Source organism: Shouchella phoenicis (genome assembly GCF_047238345.1).
In the GTDB taxonomy this organism is placed as follows: Bacteria; Bacillota; Bacilli; order Bacillales; family Bacillaceae_D; genus Shouchella.
Map to the genome: position 1 here is coordinate 3,558,789 of NZ_JBDFMQ010000001.1, position 16,780 is coordinate 3,575,568.

16 protein-coding genes are annotated in these 16,780 nt (G+C 41.3%); 2 read left to right on the forward strand and 14 right to left on the reverse strand.

Features of this window, described 5'->3' with window-relative positions:
- Positions 1 to 222: 222 nt before the first annotated feature.
- Positions 223 to 579: a response regulator gene (locus tag ABC361_RS19000; protein WP_099304538.1), complete on the reverse strand. Its 357-nt coding sequence runs from the start codon at positions 577 to 579 to the stop codon at positions 223 to 225.
- A 131-nt stretch (positions 580 to 710) separates the two neighbouring features.
- Here ABC361_RS19000 and ABC361_RS19005 point away from each other — a divergent pair, with 131 nt between their 5' ends.
- Positions 711 to 1,223 (forward strand): DUF2529 family protein, encoded by a 513-nt coding sequence (locus ABC361_RS19005; RefSeq protein ID WP_413075403.1) that lies wholly within the window; start codon positions 711 to 713, stop codon positions 1,221 to 1,223.
- 29 nt (positions 1,224 to 1,252) lie between these two features.
- Here the strand turns inward: ABC361_RS19005 and ABC361_RS19010 are convergent, their stop codons facing one another.
- The 8 genes from ABC361_RS19010 to ABC361_RS19045 form a co-directional block, all read right to left on the reverse strand.
- Positions 1,253 to 2,104 (reverse strand): transglutaminase family protein, encoded by an 852-nt coding sequence (locus tag ABC361_RS19010; protein ID WP_413075404.1) that lies wholly within the window; start codon positions 2,102 to 2,104, stop codon positions 1,253 to 1,255.
- A 136-nt stretch (positions 2,105 to 2,240) separates the two neighbouring features.
- Positions 2,241 to 3,848, reverse strand: a complete 1,608-nt coding sequence (gene pyrG, locus ABC361_RS19015; protein WP_413075405.1) for a CTP synthase — start codon at positions 3,846 to 3,848, stop codon at positions 2,241 to 2,243.
- 188 nt (positions 3,849 to 4,036) lie between these two features.
- Positions 4,037 to 4,561 (reverse strand): DNA-directed RNA polymerase subunit delta, encoded by a 525-nt coding sequence (rpoE, locus tag ABC361_RS19020; RefSeq protein WP_413075406.1) that lies wholly within the window; start codon positions 4,559 to 4,561, stop codon positions 4,037 to 4,039.
- A 137-nt stretch (positions 4,562 to 4,698) separates the two neighbouring features.
- A complete protein-coding gene (locus ABC361_RS19025; RefSeq protein WP_413075407.1) occupies positions 4,699 to 5,334 on the reverse strand; it encodes a TetR/AcrR family transcriptional regulator in 636 nt (211 codons plus the stop codon).
- 63 nt (positions 5,335 to 5,397) lie between these two features.
- Positions 5,398 to 6,540, reverse strand: coding sequence for an acyl-CoA dehydrogenase (locus tag ABC361_RS19030; RefSeq protein ID WP_413075408.1), 1,143 nt, complete (start codon positions 6,538 to 6,540; stop codon positions 5,398 to 5,400).
- On the reverse strand, positions 6,533 to 7,366 hold the full coding sequence (locus ABC361_RS19035) for a 3-hydroxybutyryl-CoA dehydrogenase (RefSeq protein WP_413075807.1): 834 nt from the start codon (positions 7,364 to 7,366) through the stop codon (positions 6,533 to 6,535). The genes ABC361_RS19030 and ABC361_RS19035 overlap by 8 nt, the downstream gene beginning before the upstream one ends.
- A gap of 8 nt (positions 7,367 to 7,374) precedes the next feature.
- Positions 7,375 to 8,565 (reverse strand): acetyl-CoA C-acetyltransferase, encoded by a 1,191-nt coding sequence (locus tag ABC361_RS19040; protein WP_413075409.1) that lies wholly within the window; start codon positions 8,563 to 8,565, stop codon positions 7,375 to 7,377.
- A 76-nt stretch (positions 8,566 to 8,641) separates the two neighbouring features.
- Complete coding sequence (locus ABC361_RS19045; RefSeq protein WP_413075410.1) at positions 8,642 to 10,732, reverse strand: (Fe-S)-binding protein; 2,091 nt, start codon at positions 10,730 to 10,732, stop codon at positions 8,642 to 8,644.
- 142 nt (positions 10,733 to 10,874) lie between these two features.
- On the opposite strand from ABC361_RS19045, the gene cls reads away from it, so the two are divergent.
- Positions 10,875 to 12,065 (forward strand): cardiolipin synthase, encoded by a 1,191-nt coding sequence (cls, locus tag ABC361_RS19050; RefSeq protein WP_413075411.1) that lies wholly within the window; start codon positions 10,875 to 10,877, stop codon positions 12,063 to 12,065.
- 74 nt (positions 12,066 to 12,139) lie between these two features.
- Here cls and ABC361_RS19055 read toward each other — a convergent pair whose 3' ends face one another.
- The 5 genes from ABC361_RS19055 to speE all read right to left on the reverse strand — a co-directional run bounded on the left by ABC361_RS19055 (position 12,140) and on the right by speE (position 16,663).
- A complete protein-coding gene (locus ABC361_RS19055) occupies positions 12,140 to 12,622 on the reverse strand; it encodes a DUF456 domain-containing protein (RefSeq protein ID WP_413075412.1) in 483 nt (160 codons plus the stop codon).
- Positions 12,623 to 12,624: 2 nt separating this feature from the next.
- Positions 12,625 to 14,295, reverse strand: coding sequence for an arginine--tRNA ligase (gene argS, locus ABC361_RS19060; RefSeq protein ID WP_413075413.1), 1,671 nt, complete (start codon positions 14,293 to 14,295; stop codon positions 12,625 to 12,627).
- Positions 14,296 to 14,379: 84 nt separating this feature from the next.
- Positions 14,380 to 14,817 carry a YwiB family protein gene (locus tag ABC361_RS19065; RefSeq protein ID WP_413075414.1) on the reverse strand — a complete coding sequence of 146 codons (438 nt, stop codon included), beginning with the start codon at positions 14,815 to 14,817 and terminating at the stop codon, positions 14,380 to 14,382.
- A 127-nt stretch (positions 14,818 to 14,944) separates the two neighbouring features.
- Complete coding sequence (gene speB, locus ABC361_RS19070) at positions 14,945 to 15,823, reverse strand: agmatinase (protein WP_413075415.1); 879 nt, start codon at positions 15,821 to 15,823, stop codon at positions 14,945 to 14,947.
- A gap of 12 nt (positions 15,824 to 15,835) precedes the next feature.
- A complete protein-coding gene (gene speE / locus ABC361_RS19075; protein WP_099304563.1) occupies positions 15,836 to 16,663 on the reverse strand; it encodes a spermidine synthase in 828 nt (275 codons plus the stop codon).
- Positions 16,664 to 16,780: the final 117 nt, after the last annotated feature.

Consider the following 16,780-nt stretch of genomic DNA (forward strand, 5'->3'; position numbering starts at 1 on the left):
TCCTCCTTCATTTCTCTTACCTTAGGTCGAATAAGTAGATCTTATCTTTGTTAAAATAACCTTTTATACTAAAGTTATGTAATCAAATCATTATAAAATTACCATCCTACCTAGGCACACGAATCTTTAACCGAATCTATTATAGCATAACTTTTTTCGATATGACCCAGGAAAGAGCTAGAAATTAAATGTAAACGGATCCAATTTTAATCTTTGACACTTTTAGAGATTTTGACGAATTACTTGCCTTACATCTTCAATATCAAATGGTTTCGCCATATAACTAATCGCACCATTTTCAAGTGCTTCATTGACCATTTTCAACTCCCCATAAGCTGTCATCATGACGACTTTAATCGTTGGCTGACGTTCCTTCATTTTCTTTAAAATTTCAACGCCGTCCATACCAGGAATTTTCATATCCAATAAGACAATATCGATTTCCTCCATCTCTTGAATATCCAATGCCTCTTTCCCATTGGCCGCTTGATACATCTGATAGCCGTCTTTTTGTAGAATTTCCGTTAACAGTACACGTATCCCAAATTGATCGTCAACGATCATCACATTGTGTTCCATCTTATCCTCCTCCTAGTCATCCTCTCCATTGTACTCTTATTCGTGTTGTTTCGCGGGTTTCCTTTAATAATTTGCATTTTATCTTAGCAGAAACTAGAATATGAACAGGATTATGTGAGAGAGGATTCGATATGGACAAAATTTATACGACTCAACTAATCGGTTTGTTAAAAAAGATGAATGACCTTCATCTAGAAGAATTAGAGAATGCGGCAAGACTTTTATCCCAATCGATCATTGCAAATGGGACGATTTATGTCAAGGGAATCAAGGAACTTCGTGCGCTTGAAGAAGCGGTTTCGTCTGGATTTGAGCCATTCCCTAATGTGAAAATCTACGACCAACAAACACCAACGGCTCTAGATCGTTTTCTCCTTTTCTCGCCGGATGGAACAGATCAAGAGACTGAATCGATTTTATCTACATGCCAACAAGAAGGAACGCCTGTCATTTTAATCGTTTCAGAAAAAGAGTATACAGGGTCTCACCTTGTAGATAGTTTGTTTGCACTTGGAGCTTCAAAGGGCCTAACACCAAATGAAAAAGGGGAGCGTGTCGGACATCCTGGATTACTCGCTGCGCTCTACTTATCGAACCAACTTTATTTAAATATAGACGACATCCTTAACGAAATTGAAGACTAGAGGTACCTTCCCTCTAGTCTTTTTGTTCATCATTTCTCTAGTAAATGTACACCGACACTGACATCTAACGAATGCCCGCCTCCGCGATAAACGCCTTCTACTGGACTCACATCACCATAATCTCTGCCTGTACATACAATTATATGATTTTCCAATGCTTCCACATTATTAGTTGGATCAAGACCGACCCATCCAATTCCAGGTATCATCACTTCTACCCACGCATGACTAGCCGCATCTCCAATCAAAGCAGAATCTTCACCTACATAGAGATAGCCACTGACATAACGCGCTGGAATCCGCTGTGAACGTAATACACCAATCATGACATGAGCGTAGTCTTGGCACACGCCTCTAAGTGTGTCAGCTGACTCTGATGCCAATGTTTGAACATTACTCGCTTCTGTATCATACGTAAATACTTCATATAAATACGCCATTAAATCACGAGAAAACGTAATTGGGTTTAATGGATCGCCCACTTTTTGAACGATTTCTTCCGTTTGCTCAAATGATAAGTTGGTGTATGGTGTTTGTTTTGAGCTCGCTAAATACTGCCTTCTAAATACTTCAGAATGGAAAATTTTCTTACTTTCAGGTGTGTAATCAAGATGATTAATTATCGGGCTTCGCTGTACGCTTACTACAGAGGTCGTTTTAATTTCAAGGTATTGATGCGATTCTGCAATAAAGAAGGTCTCGACATTATTTCCCCATATATCAACGGATTGAGCGGTCGTTGAATTTGGATTAATATCCACTCGGTAAGAAAGTAACCGCTGCAACTCGTCTGTTTTCGGCTTTAATCGAAACGAATTTAAGCTTTGCTCAACAGAAGTATCATAATAAAAACGATTTGTATGAACAATCTCTGCTTTCATGTTCAATCCCCTTTAAGGTTTTTTGAAATCTTAGTCTTGTACCCTCTTCCACTCAATTGGAAACCTTCTGAAAAAATATGAACATAAAAAATACGGCGGGACAATCAATCCCACCGCACTTCTCTAGAAAACGATCCTATTGCTCTTTCATCTCTAGAGATTTTGACACAAATTCTCTAAATAAAGGTTGTGGACGTGTTGGACGTGACACAAACTCTGGGTGAAACTGACTCGCGATAAAGTATGGGTGATCGGCAATTTCAATGATCTCCACAAGTCGTCCATCTGGGCTTGTCCCAGAGAAGATAAATCCTGCGTCTTCCATTTGTTGGCGATATTCGTTATTAAACTCATAACGATGGCGGTGACGCTCATACACCACTTCTTCTCCATACGCTTCACGGGCAATTGAACCCTCTTTAAGTTTACAAGGGTAAAGACCTAAACGTAATGTACCGCCTAAATCTTCCACATCCTTTTGTTCAGGAAGTAAATCAATAACAGGATACGGCGTTTCAGGATTTAATTCCGCAGAATGGGCTCCCTTCATGCCCAGCACGGTACGGGCAAACTCAACAGAAGCAAGTTGCATCCCTAAGCAAATGCCGAGGAAAGGAATTTTATTTTCTCTTGCATAGCGAGTTGCTGCAATTTTCCCTTCAACACCACGGTCGCCAAAACCACCAGGAACTAAAATGCCGTCTGCATCTTTCAAGCGAGCTGCTACATTTTCATCGTTTACTTGCTCAGAGTAAACCCAGTCAATTTCAATATCTGCATCAACATTGTATCCTGCATGACGAAGCGCCTCGGCTACAGATAAGTATGCGTCTTGTAATTCAACATACTTTCCAACTAAGGCAATACGTACTTTTTTGCTTAAATTGCTTACACGTTCAACAAGCGCGTTCCACTCATCCATGTTTGCTTCTGCACAGTTTAAGTGCAAGTGATCGCAAACGATCTGATCAAGTTTTTGTGCCTGAAGATCAAGCGGTACTTGGTAAAGCGTATCTGCATCTCCTGCTTCAATCACCGCTTCTTTGCGAATGTCACAGAACAACGCAATCTTGTCCTTCATATCTTGTGGAACCGGACGCTCTGTACGGACAACGATGACATTCGGTTGAATGCCTAAAGAACGTAACTCTTTTACAGAGTGCTGGGTTGGTTTTGATTTCATTTCCCCAGCCGCTTTCAAGTAAGGAATTAATGTACAGTGTAAATACAGGACATTTTCCATACCAATGTCGCTCTTTATTTGGCGAATTGCCTCTAAGAAAGGTAGGCTTTCGATATCACCTACTGTACCGCCAATCTCAGTAATAACGACGTCTGCTCCTGTTTCACGGCCAGCACGCAAAACCCGCTCTTTGATTTCGTTCGTCACATGCGGAATAACTTGAACCGTACCGCCAAGATAATCCCCGCGACGTTCTTTCTTTAATACAGTCGAATACACACGACCTGTCGTTACATTTGAATTTTGACTTAAGTTAATATCAATAAAACGTTCATAATGTCCTAAATCCAAGTCCGTTTCAGCGCCGTCATCCGTTACGAATACCTCACCGTGCTGATATGGACTCATTGTCCCTGGATCGACGTTAATATACGGATCAAATTTCTGAATCGTCACTTTCAATCCACGATTTTTAAGTAAACGACCTAATGAAGCAGCTGTAATCCCTTTACCTAGTGAAGAAACTACGCCACCTGTAACAAATATATATTTTGCTGCCATCCTACTTCCTCCTTTAGCTTTTAAGGGGATCTTGCTTCACACATGCATCTATCAAAAAAAAACAAAAGTGACACGTCGCCATAGGCATACTATGGGGCGCACTTTTGTTTATTATCTCCATTATATAAGCTCATGATAAGCCCAAAAATGATTTTACCTAGTTATTGAAGAGAAGTCAAGCAGACTTTTTAATCTTCCTCTTCCTCATTTGACCCTTCTTCTTCCTCATCAAATTCACCTAGGTCTTCGTCTTCCTCTTCCTTATCGGAGTAATCATCGTCTTCTCCGTCTTCTTCTTCATCATGATCTTCTTCGTCTGCAAGTTCATCTAGTTCATCCTCTAGATCTTCAAACTCGTCTTCTTCAAGCTCGTCAATCGCATCGAAGTCATCTTCATCATCATCTTTTTTACGACGTTTTGGTTTCACAGAATGAGTGATTTCCTCTTCTGACTGCTCATGAGGGTACCAAGCTTTCAATCCCCACTGGTTATCCCCAAGCGTTAGAAAGCGTCCATCAATATTTAAGTCTGTATATAAGAAAGAAATTCTTGATTCAGCCTCTGACTTAGAAAGACCTTTTAACTTTGCAACTTCCTCTAGTAAATCATAAAAATTAAACGCCTGTCTTTTATTCACCATAATTGCATATGCTGCTTCAACTAGGGACATCTCATCAAGTTCTTCTTGTTTCAAAGATTGCAAATCAACCATAATCGGGCACACCCTCCATTATCTTCATGAATCGAATCATCTATTAGTGTAAGCCATTTACTGCTAAAATCATACGTTCCATTATAAACAAGATTTATGTTTATTTCCAGCCATAATAAAAAACTCACAGTATTCGGTTACTGCGAGTCTGACAAAGCGTACGAAGCAAGCAACTGTTTGATTTGTAATTGACTATATTCATCAATAGTAAGTTCTTTTTGCATAGACCAACGACGAAACGTCCACATTTGACCGAGAACAAGAATATTATGCGCCAAGAGGTGCTGCTCTTTATCTGAGAGCTGGAGATCTCCATTTTCAACACAGGCGACAATAAACGACTCCATCAACGTCACCATCTCTAATTCTTTTTTCAGAACGTAAGGCAGTGTTTCTTTTGGCAATGATTTTGTTTCTTGATACATGACAAGCACTTCATCTTGCTTTTCGTCTACGACCTTTAAGTAAGAACGAATCGCGATCTTCAAACGATCAAGTGGTGTGCCGGTTTCATCAAGCAAGCGCCTAACACTCTCCATTACCTCATCATAAATCGAATCACATACAAGATAAAGAACATCTTCTTTTGTACCGATGTATTCATAAAGCGTACCGATACTAAATCCTGATTGCTTAGCAATCTCTCGCGTTGTTGTACGGTGGAACCCTTTTTCAATAAAAAGGCTAACGGCCCCTTTGATCATCTGTTCACGACGCTTCTTTATTAGTTTCTCATCTTTCACCATAGATGGGATTACTTTTTTCCCGGCCATTACACCCACTCCTGTCATCACGATTCTATCATTCTAACACGGAGGGAAAAAGCGTATCTCTTTTTAAGAGGAAAGCTGTCTTGAAATCACCATTTGCTGGATCTCACTCGTCCCTTCGTAAATCTCACATACTTTCGCGTCTCGGAAATACCGTTCGACTGGATATTCTTTCATATACCCATATCCACCATATACTTGGATGGCTTTCGTTGACACATCCATTGCAGTTCGTGACGCAAACAATTTCGCCATACTTGCTTCTTTTGCACAAGGTAAGTCTTTTTCTTTTAAGAATGCGGCGGCATACGTTAGTTGCTTCGCTGCTTCCGTATCTGTTGCCATATCTGCGAGTTTAAATGCCAACCCTTGATGCTGGCTTAGTTTCTTACCAAATTGCTTTCGTTCATTGGCATAATTTGTAGCAGCTTCTAGCGCAGCTTCTGCAATACCAAGTGATTGTGCAGCGATGCCAATCCGGCCCGAGTTCAGGTTGGCAAGAGCAATTTTCAAGCCTTCTCCTTCGTTTCCTAACAACTGATCTTTTGAAATGCGGCACTGATCAAAAATAATTTCTGTTGTGGAAGAACCATACAGTCCGAGTTTCTTTTCTTTCTTACCGACGATTAAGCCTTCCGTACCGTCTTCAACGATAAAGCAAGAAATTCCTTTTGAACCAGCATCAGGGTCCGTTACCGCAAAAACTAAATACGTCCCCGCTTCGCCACCGTTTGTAATAAACACTTTAGAGCCATTAAGAATGTACGTATCTCCGTCTTTCACTGCTCTTGTCTGCAAGGACTTCGCATCACTTCCGGCGTTCGGCTCCGTTAAACAAAAGGCTCCGATTATGTCTCCTGCTGCCAACCTCGGCACATACTTTTGCTTTTGTGCTTCCGTTCCATACAGCACAATTGGAATTGTTCCTACTGATGTATGCACGCTCATAATTAAGCCGAGGCTGGCGCTCACTTTTGATATTTCATGAACGGCTATAATGTACGAGACAAAATCCATCCCTGCACCACCATATTTTTCTGGAACCGGGACGCCCATTAAACCAAGTTCCCCCATTTGAGTCAAAATGCTTCGTGGAAACCAATCTTCTTCTTCCATTTTTTCAATATGCGGCGCAATTTGTTCACGTGCAAACTCCTGCACCATTTTCTTCATCATTATTTGTTCTTCATTGAAAAATACACTACTCATAGTGGAAGAACCCCCTGCCTGATTTTTTTCCAAGCCAGCCCGCCTGTACATATTTCTTTAATAATGGACATGGGCGGTACTTATCATCACCAAATCCATCGTGAAGAACATTCATAATCGATAAGCACGTATCAAGACCAATAAAGTCAGCAAGTGTTAGCGGACCCATCGGATGGTTCATGCCAAGTTTCATGACTGTATCAATATCTTCAGCAGATGCTACTCCTTCGTAAAGTGTGAATATGGCTTCATTTATCATTGGCATTAAGATTCGGTTCGAGACGAATCCTGGAAAATCTTCCGAACATACCGGTACCTTATCAAGCTGTTGAGTGAGAGTTTCAATTTCCTGAAAGACCTCATCTCTTGTTGCTAGACCTCGAATAATCTCAACAAGCCTCATCCGTGGGACAGGGTTCATAAAGTGCATGCCTATAACTTGTTCAGGTCGTGTTGTAACGCTCGCTAAGTCTGTAATCGGCAAGGAAGATGTATTGGTAGCTAGAATCGCATCTTTTTTCGCGAATTGATCTAACTCTTTAAAAATCGCTTTCTTTATTGCTACATTTTCCGTTGCAGCTTCAATCACAACGTCTGCTTCACTAACCCGTTTGATATCCGCTGTTGGGGTTAAGAAAGAAAGAGTTGAGGCAACCTCCTCTTGCTCTTTGTAGCCTTTTTCTACCAACCGCTGTAGACGTTTTTCAATCCCGTCTACACCCGCTTGCGCAAACGCCTCTTTTTGGTCATGCAGGAGAACGGGATGTTGTTTAGCAGCAAACACTTCTGCAATTCCCGCTCCCATTTGTCCAGCACCAATTACCATGATTGTTTTCAAGAAGCATCCTCCTCTACGTATAGAAGGACAGCGTCACCTTGACCTCCACCACTACAAATCGATGCGATTCCATATCCGCCGCCAATTCTCTTTAGCTCATAAGCGAGAGCAAGCACAATTCGCGCGCCACTCGCACCTATTGGGTGACCAAATGCAACTGCACCACCATTCACATTGACTTTGGTTTCATCTAGATCTGCTAACTGGTTGCTTGCTAACGCAACTGCAGCAAACGCCTCATTGATCTCAAAACGTTTTATATCGCTAAGGGACACAGACGTTTTTTCTAGTAATTGATTGATTACAAGACCTGGCGTTTTAGGAAAATGATTCGGCTCGACTGCAATGCGCTCATGAGCAACAATAGTCGCTAGCGGTTTCATTCCTTCTTGCTTTGCACGGTCTTCACTCATCACAAGCATGGCACATGCACCATCATTCACTCCTGGTGCGTTTCCAGCTGTAATCGTCCCACCCTTGCCAAAAACAGGTTTTAATTTTGCTAACGCCTCAGCCGTTGTTCCTTTTCTAGGCGCTTCATCTCGATCAACGACCGTTGTGTCTCCTTTACGTCCCTTTACTTCAACCGGAACAATCTCTTCATTCATGATACCGCTTTCAATTGCAGTAACTGCTCGTTCTTGACTACGTGCAGCCCAACGATCTTGATCGTCTCTTGAAAGCTGTAAGTCTTCTGCTGTTTCATTTCCATAGACGCCCATATGAACATTTGTAAATGAACACGTTAAGCCGTCATAAACCATGCCATCTACAAGCGTCGCATCTCCCATTCTAGCGCCAAATCGCGCTTTCGGCATATAGTAGGGTGCATTAGACATTGACTCCATCCCTCCTGCAAGGATGACCTCTGCTTCACCAGCACGAATGGCGACATCTGCCATAGTAATCGCACGCATGCCTGACGCGCATACTTTATTAATCGTTTCTGTCTTTACTTCCCACGGTATGCCAGCTGCATGCATCGCTTGTCGTGAAGGCAGCTGACCAACACCAGCTTGCAGGACATTCCCCATAATGACTTCATCTACTGCATCAGGCTGCAGCTTGCTACGTTTTAACGTTTCTTTTAACACAAGTCCACCTAGTTCAGGTGCTTTAAAATTCGATAAGACCCCACCCATTTTGCCAATCGGTGTACGGGCGCCATCAATAATAACGGATTTCATTTACGTGCTCTCCTTTTCGAGCGAACGCTCGGTCAATTTGGTACAAAGAGAAAGATTCGCATAAAGCGAATCTTTCTTAAGCAGGTTCTTCCAATGATCGTTCTAGAATTTCTGCGACATCCAATGTCTGTACGTCATCTTCTTTTTCCAAAGCTTTTGTGCCGTCACTCAACATGGTTAAACAATATGGACAAGCACTTCCAATGACAGAAGGTGCAACAGCTAGTGCCTGTTCCGCTCGGGCTACATTTACACGCTGTCCTTTGTCTTCTTCCATCCACATCATGCCACCACCAGCTCCACAGCACATGCCATTTTCACGATTACGTTCCATTTCAACGACATTTACACCTGGAATATGCTTTAGAATTTCCCTCGGTGGATCATACACATCGTTATAGCGACCTAAGTAACACGAATCGTGGAACACAATGGTTTCGTTTACTTCTTTCGTCGGCGATAGCTTTCCTTCCTGCAATAATTTTGCAAGAAGTTCCGTATGATGATAAACTTCGACATTTTCCAAGCCAAATTCAGGATACTCATTTTTAAATGTGTTATAAGCATGGGGATCGATCGTCACAATTTTCTTTACATCATGCTTTTGGAACAACTCAATGTTAGCGGTTGCAAGTTCTTGGAATAAAAATTCGTTTCCTAAACGGCGAGGTGTATCACCAGAATTCTTTTCTTTATTCCCAATTATCGCAAAAGATACGCCTGCAATATTTAGCAATTTCGCAAATGATTGAGCGACTTTTTGGCTACGGTTATCATATGCACCCATGGAACCTGCAAAGAACAGATATTCAAATTCTTCGTCTTTCTTGCTTAGTTCTTTTACCGTTGGTACATCAATATCGTCACGTCCATCGCGCCAGTTTTCGCGTTCTTTTCTACTAATCCCCCACGGATTCCCTTGACGTTCAATGTTTTGCATCGCACGCTGTGCATCCGGGTCCATTTTTCCTTCTGTTAAAACAAGGTAACGACGTAAATCAATAATTTTATCAACATGCTCATTCATTACTGGACATTGATCTTCACAGTTTCGGCACGTCGTACACGCCCAAATCTCGTCTTCAGTGATGACATCTCCAATTAAACTCACATCGTAACTAGCTGCCGCTTCTTCATGTCCTTTTGCAGCTAACGTATTTGCTGTCGTTCCTGAGAATGCATAGGCCGGCATCCACGGAGAACGGGAAGTAACCGCTGCTCCTTTTTCAGTTAAATGATCCCGCATTCTTAAAAGTAAATCCATAGGCGACAACATTTTTCCTGTTCCTGTTGCTGGACACATGTTTGTACAACGTCCACATTCCACACACGCATACAAATCAAGTAATTGCTTTTGATTGAAATCTTCAATTTTTCCGACACCAAAACTTTCAGCTTCTTCGTCTTCAAAATTAACCTTTGCCAGTCTTCCTACTTCATGCGTACGACCTAAAAATACGTTGGCTGGTCCTGCAAGTAAGTGTGCGTGCTTTGATTGCGGCACATAGACAAGAAAACTTAGTAAGAACAACAGATGCATCCACCAAAATACGAAGAATAATCCGCCTGCAACTGAAACTGGCACCCAGCTTGTCAAAAATGCAACCGATGAAGCAAGTGGTTCGAACCCAGTAAGCTCTTTTCCAAGCCAAATCATTTCCATTCCTTTAGCGAGGGTTTTGGAAACCATTAATCCACCGATAAAGATAAGAACAAGACCAGCTTTCCAGTTTCGCTTCAGTCGCACTAGTTTCTCAACATATCTTCGGTAGAAAGCCCATACAACGGCAATCAGAATCATGGCCACAACAAGCTCTTGGAATAAAACAAAGTATGGATAAACAGGTCCGAGCGGTAAGTGGCTTCCAGGATTTAAGCCTTTCCATATTAAATCAATTGCCCCTAGCTGAACCATTAGAAACCCGTAGAAAAACATAATATGAATGATTCCGCTCTTTTTGTCTTTCATTAATTTTTTATGGCCAAAGACGTTTTTCCAAATCGCTTGCATACGCTCTTGCATCGTATTATCGAATTCAGCTTTCTTGCCTAATTTTATAAACCGAACTCTCGTCCACACAAGGTTAGCAAAGAGATAAACCGCGTAACCGGTTACAAGAAGAAATAAAACCCAATTCACCGTGAGTAGAGCAGAACTTACTTCCATTTTATACCTCCTCAAGTATCGTTAAGCGTAGTATATCACAACTTTAATGAATGAGCATTCAGTCAACGAAAATTCTTTTATTTAATTTGGATGGGCATTCCCTTCTTCGGTAACGATAAAAAAGCAGAAAGGAGCATGTTACATGCTGTGGATATTTATAGTCGTTATGATTGTTCTACTTCTTTTATGGGCACGGTTTGATTATAGATTCGGTTTAAAACGACTGCGTGAACAAGAAAAAAGTGATTTGACGTCCTCTATGCCAAGCTCGGCGACTCTTATTTCTGATGGAGAAGAATTATTCACAACTTTATTTAAAGATCTCGCGAAAGCAAAACATCACATCCATATTCAATTTTATATTTTTCGTAGTGATGGCATTGGTGAACAGATGATTCAAGCGTTATGCGAAAAAGCATCGAACGGTGTGACAACAAGACTTTTAATTGATCGATTCGGCTGCAAACTTTCAAGATCGGATAAAAAGAAATTAAAACAAGCGGGTGTGGTTTATAGAAAGGCTTCACCTATTAAATGGCCCTATGTCTTCTTCTCCCTCAACCGCCGAAACCACCGAAAACTATCTTGCATTGATGGAAAAGTAGGCTACATCGGTGGATTTAACGTTGGTGATGAATACCTTGGTCGTAACCCTTTCTTTGGTTATTGGCGCGACTACCACGTTCGATTAACAGGAGAAGGTGTCGTAGCGATACAAACTCAGTTTATGCGTGACTTTGAAAAAGTAGACGAGTTGCCGAGCGATCCGTCGTTTTTTCCTCCGTTAGAAAAAGGCGACCAACATGTACAGTTTTTAAGCACACAGGGAGTCGGACTTGAACAAAAATACTTGTCCTTGATTCATTCTGCTACTGAATCGTTATTAGTAGGCACCCCTTATTTTATTCCAACCAAAGCGATTCAAAAAGCATTACTTGAGGCATGTGAACGAGGCGTGCAGATAACAATTCTCATTCCAGAAAAAGCGGATCACCCGTTTGTGAAGCACGGAGCGACTCCTTTTCTACTTGAGGTCATTCGTGCAGGAGCGATGGTTCATCATTATTACCGTGGTTTTTATCACGTGAAAGCATTTATTGTGGATCACTCTACATGTTTAATTGGAACTGCTAATTTTGACCGTAGAAGCTTACATTTGAATGATGAGATGAGCTGTATCACAAGCGATTTAACGTTTATATCTGAAGCGCAAAGCCTTTTTCACCACGACCTTGCGCGGTCAATCAACGTGACGGAAGAATCATTAAAACAAAGACCAATGCTTGATCGCCTCAAAGAAAACGTTACAAAACCACTCGTTAACCTTTTGTAAGTGGTTAGATATGCAGCGAGGTTTCACGCAGAAAAAGGCGAAACTCTTTTTAGGGCTTCGCCTTTACCACTTATTTATGCGATCCATACTTCAATAAAGAACCAAATAATCATCACCGTTTGCACAACGGCTTTTGCAAAAGATCCACTTAAAAAAGCGAGAAATGAGGCAAACGCAATTTTTATTGCTTCAGAAAACGTCTTTTGTTGAAGCAACTCTACGGCCAGTACAAGCACAAACGGTACAAGGATTAACCCAAAAGGAGGGTACACAAATGCACCAATAATGACACCGATTAGCGCCATCCGCTCTCCCCATTTTGAGCCACCTGTTCGCTTTACAAAGATCACATTCGCTAAAAAATCAACAATTAACAGAAAAATCGTCAAGACAGCCATGCCAATCCAAAACCACATGCTTAAGCTACCGGATAAGCCGAAAATATAGACAAGAAAGCCACCCCATAACACTAATACAGACGGAACAATCGGTACGATTAAGCCTACATAGCTCGCTATAAAGAAAACCGCAATGAGTACCCACCAAATAACTTCCATTCTTACATCTTCTCAGGTGCATGAACTCCAAGAAGAGCCAATGCATTCTTTATTGTTAATTGCGTTGCTTTCATTAGAGCTAAACGAGCATACGATAGTCCTTGCTTTTCACCATCAACCACTCGATTTGCATTATAAAAACTGTGCAACGTTTGCGCTAAATCATACGTATAGTTAGCGATACGCTGTGGATTTTGTTTTTTAGCTGCATCCGCTACAGCCGTTGGGAAGTCCCCAATTGCTTTTAATAGTTCATACTCTTTTTCACTTTCAAGGAATGATAAATCAGCTTGATCATAATCTTTCATCCCTACTTCTTCACCTTGACGTAAAATCGAAGAAATTCGAGCATGAGCATATTGAATATAATAAACCGGGTTTTCATTTGATTTTGAAACAGCTAAATCCATATCAAAATCTAAATGCGTATCTGCACTTCTCATCGCGAAGAAATAACGCGTCGCATCGATACCAACTTCTTCCATTAGGTCGCGGAGCGTCACGGCTTTTCCTGTCCGTTTACTCATCTTTACTTTTTCCCCACCTTGATAGAGACTTACCATTTGGATGATCTCAACATCAAAACGTGTCGCATTATAGCCTAATGCTTGAATCGCCGCTTTCATTCTTGGAATGTACCCGTGGTGATCCGCTCCGAGAATATCAATCAAACGGTCATGGCCACGATCATATTTATCTAAGTGGTACGAGATATCAGGGGTCAAATACGTGTAGCTGCCGTCATTTTTCACAAGGACACGGTCTTTATCGTCTCCGTATTCAGTGGAACGTAACCATGTCGCACCGTCTTGTTCGTACGTCTTTCCTTTTTCTTTAAGAACTTCAAGCCCTCTCTCCACCTGACCTGAATCATAAAGAGATGTTTCAGAAAACCAATGGTCAAACGCAACTCGGTACACACTAAGGTCTTTTTTAATTTTCTCTAGCTCTTTATTAAGTCCATAGTTACGTAGAATCTCTAGTCGTTCACGCTCTTCTAAATTTGCATATTCGTCGCCAACTTCAGCTTTTAATTGTGCGGCAATATCAATGATATCCGCACCTTGGTAGCCGTCTTCTGGCATAGGGAAATCATGGCCAAGTGCTTGCATATAGCGTGCTTGTAGCGATAACGCAAGGTTGTCAATTTGATTTCCTGCATCATTAATATAATATTCTCTTGAAACATCATATCCAGCTTTAGCCATAATATTAGAAAGTGAATCGCCTACAGCTGCGCCTCTGGCATGCCCCAAATGTAAATCACCAGTTGGATTGGCTGACACAAACTCAATTAACACTTTCTCTTGTTTGCCTGCATCACTTTCTCCGTATCGTTCGCCAGCAGCAAGAACCGTTGGCACGATGTCTCTTAAATAGCTGTTATCTAAGAAAAAGTTCACGAAGCCAGGACCAGCGATCTCCACTTTCTCAATCCCTGCTTTTTCTTTGTCCAAGTGCTCTGTAAAACTTTCAGCAATTTGTCGAGGTGCTTTTTTCGCTACACGAGCAAGCTGCATCGCCACATTTGTCGCATAGTCACCATGTGTTTTTTCTTTCGGCGTTTCTAGAAAAATCTCTGGTATTTCTTCTTCATTGGCAAGATTTGCTTTTAGAATTGCTTGTTTAATCTCCTCTTGCAACGTTTGTTTCATTTGATCCATTGTATTCATTCCGTACTTCCTTTCCGTCTACGTGTAGCGTTTTCTAATCAAAGAAAAGGCAAGGGAACGAACCCTCGTCTCCTCGCCTCGCGTTTATTCTTCTTTTCGCTCAATGCCAATGCGAATCTCATGCTCACCTGTTGATTGTCCCTGTAAAAAGAAATGGTAGCGCACATAGATTTTTCCCTTAGACTTGTTCGCTTTAGGAAGTTGAACAAACAGTGTTTCCGTTATCGCTTTTGTTTCCCACGAAGCCTCAGGCGTTACATAGCGACCGAGCGTTTCTTGCTTAGAAGCGAAACTTTGACGCATAATTATGGCGCCTTGACGGATGAGCATCAATTCCTCACCATCCCATTTCATTGTCGAATAGACATCTTGTCCATGGGTATGCGCTTCTTTAAAGCGTAAATAAGAGGCGTTGTTTTTTATATAAAAATCGCCTTCTGTTACAAAAGAGAAGGAGTCAGGTTGCTGACCTTCTAAATATGTCATGGTTTGAAAAGAGATCTGAACTTTCCTCTTCATCATTTGTTCATTCCATTCTATTATTCATACAATCATTACTTCCTTCTCCATTTTACTGCGTTTATATACGTCTTGCAATCGAATCGCGTTTCCAATTCATGAAAAAACAGATGTCCTGTACGTAGAAACTCTAGCGTTTATTTACCCAGCCTAATAGCATTTCACGAACAAATTTACTAGCAGCAATCGTCGTCTGCTCAGTTGGATCGTATGCTGGGGCTACTTCAACTAGGTCGGCACCAACAATGTTCAGGTCAGCGTTCGCTAAATGGATTTGGGCTTCTAGCAATTCTTTTGACGTAATGCCCCCTGCTTCAGCCGTTCCAGTTCCAGGAGCAAACGCAGGATCAAGCACATCAATATCAATTGTTACATATACATTTCGCCCTTTTAGCTTAGGCAACACACGCTTTAGGGGCTCGACCACATCAAACTTAAATAAGTTCATGCCTGATTCTTTCGCATATGCAAACTCTTCACGCATACCAGAACGAATGCCAAATGAATACACGTTTTCTGGACCAATAAGCCCACATGCTTTACGAATTGGGGTTGAATGAGACAACACTTCCCCCTCATACTCTTCACGCAAATCAGCATGAGCATCAATGTGAATAATCGCCAAGTCTGGATACTTCCGATACATCGCTTTAAAAATGGGCCATGACAACAAATGCTCGCCACCTAGACCAAGAGGGAATTTGCCATCGTTTAACAAACCTTCTACATAGTCTTCAACCATATCCAAGCTCTTCGCTGCATTCCCAAATGGAAGCGGCATATCCCCTGCATCAAAATACGACACTTCTTCTAAATGTTTGTCTGCATAGGGGCTATACTCTTCTAAACCAAGGGAAGATTCACGAATACGCGAAGGACCAAAGCGAGATCCTGGACGAAACGATACGGTCCAGTCCATCGGCATGCCATAAATCACTGCATCCGCTTCCTCATAGGTTGCACGACTCATAATAAACACTTTTCCAGAGTAAGACTCGTCAAAACGCATGTTGTTCTCTCCTTACTTTAATAAATCTTGAACGAATTTTGGTAGTACGAATGCAGCATTATGAATGTCTTTTGTATAATACTTTGTATCAAGTTCGTGAAAACGAGACGCTTCCACATTTAATGGATCATGTTTCTTTGATCCGATTGTAAACGTCCACATGCCACTTGGATAAGTTGGAATGTTACATGTATACAGTCGCGTAATTGGAAAGATTTCTTTTACGTCTTTATAAACATTGGTAATTAACTCTTGATGGAACCAAGGGTTATCCGTTTGCGCTACAAAAATCCCGTCTTCTTTTAACGCTTTTGAGATCCCTTCGTAAAAGCCACGTTCAAATAACTTTGCTGCTGGACCAACAGGTTCCGTAGAATCAACCATGATCACATCGTATTCATTTTCTGATTTCGCAATATGCATAAAGCCATCATCTACTTGAACATCAACACGCTCATCCTCTAATGCAGATGCAATCGTCGGCAAATATTTCTTCGAGTACTCAATCACTTTCCCATCAATATCAACAAGAGTTGCCTTCTCGACTGATGGATGCTTAATGACTTCACGAATCGCACCGCCATCTCCTCCACCTACAACAAGGACATGCTTAGGGTTAGGATGCGTAAATAAAGGCACATGCGTCACCATTTCATGATAAACGAACTCGTCTTTTTCAGTCGTCATAACCATGCCATCAAGTAAAAGCATGTTCCCGAACTCTTCTGTTTCTACCATATCAAGCTGCTGAAAAGGCGTTTTTTCCGTGTGCAGCGTACGCTTTATTTTCATTGTAATGCCAAAACGTTCTGTTTGTTTTTCTGTAAACCAAAATTCCACAATCGTCACCTCTTTAAATTAAACCATTCATACATAGTTTTATATGCTAAGAGCAAGTATAGCGGATAGGGACGGAATTGCAACTCTTGTTTAAAAATCTGCTTTTTTTTCCAAACT

What these genes read in the sequence shown, in the direction of transcription:
- ABC361_RS19000 (WP_099304538.1), bottom strand. Translation starts at nt 579, where the DNA reads ATGGAACACAATGTGATGATCGTTGACGATCAATTTGGGATACGTGTA.
- ABC361_RS19005 (WP_413075403.1), top strand. Translation starts at nt 711, where the DNA reads ATGGACAAAATTTATACGACTCAACTAATCGGTTTGTTAAAAAAGATG.
- ABC361_RS19010 (WP_413075404.1), bottom strand. Translation starts at nt 2,104, where the DNA reads ATGAAAGCAGAGATTGTTCATACAAATCGTTTTTATTATGATACTTCT.
- pyrG (WP_413075405.1), bottom strand. Translation starts at nt 3,848, where the DNA reads ATGGCAGCAAAATATATATTTGTTACAGGTGGCGTAGTTTCTTCACTA.
- rpoE (WP_413075406.1), bottom strand. Translation starts at nt 4,561, where the DNA reads ATGGTTGATTTGCAATCTTTGAAACAAGAAGAACTTGATGAGATGTCC.
- ABC361_RS19025 (WP_413075407.1), bottom strand. Translation starts at nt 5,334, where the DNA reads ATGGCCGGGAAAAAAGTAATCCCATCTATGGTGAAAGATGAGAAACTA.
- ABC361_RS19030 (WP_413075408.1), bottom strand. Translation starts at nt 6,540, where the DNA reads ATGAGTAGTGTATTTTTCAATGAAGAACAAATAATGATGAAGAAAATG.
- ABC361_RS19035 (WP_413075807.1), bottom strand. Translation starts at nt 7,366, where the DNA reads ATGGTAATTGGTGCTGGACAAATGGGAGCGGGAATTGCAGAAGTGTTT.
- ABC361_RS19040 (WP_413075409.1), bottom strand. Translation starts at nt 8,565, where the DNA reads ATGAAATCCGTTATTATTGATGGCGCCCGTACACCGATTGGCAAAATG.
- ABC361_RS19045 (WP_413075410.1), bottom strand. Translation starts at nt 10,732, where the DNA reads ATGGAAGTAAGTTCTGCTCTACTCACGGTGAATTGGGTTTTATTTCTT.
- cls (WP_413075411.1), top strand. Translation starts at nt 10,875, where the DNA reads ATGCTGTGGATATTTATAGTCGTTATGATTGTTCTACTTCTTTTATGG.
- ABC361_RS19055 (WP_413075412.1), bottom strand. Translation starts at nt 12,622, where the DNA reads ATGGAAGTTATTTGGTGGGTACTCATTGCGGTTTTCTTTATAGCGAGC.
- argS (WP_413075413.1), bottom strand. Translation starts at nt 14,295, where the DNA reads ATGAATACAATGGATCAAATGAAACAAACGTTGCAAGAGGAGATTAAA.
- ABC361_RS19065 (WP_413075414.1), bottom strand. Translation starts at nt 14,817, where the DNA reads ATGATGAAGAGGAAAGTTCAGATCTCTTTTCAAACCATGACATATTTA.
- speB (WP_413075415.1), bottom strand. Translation starts at nt 15,823, where the DNA reads ATGCGTTTTGACGAGTCTTACTCTGGAAAAGTGTTTATTATGAGTCGT.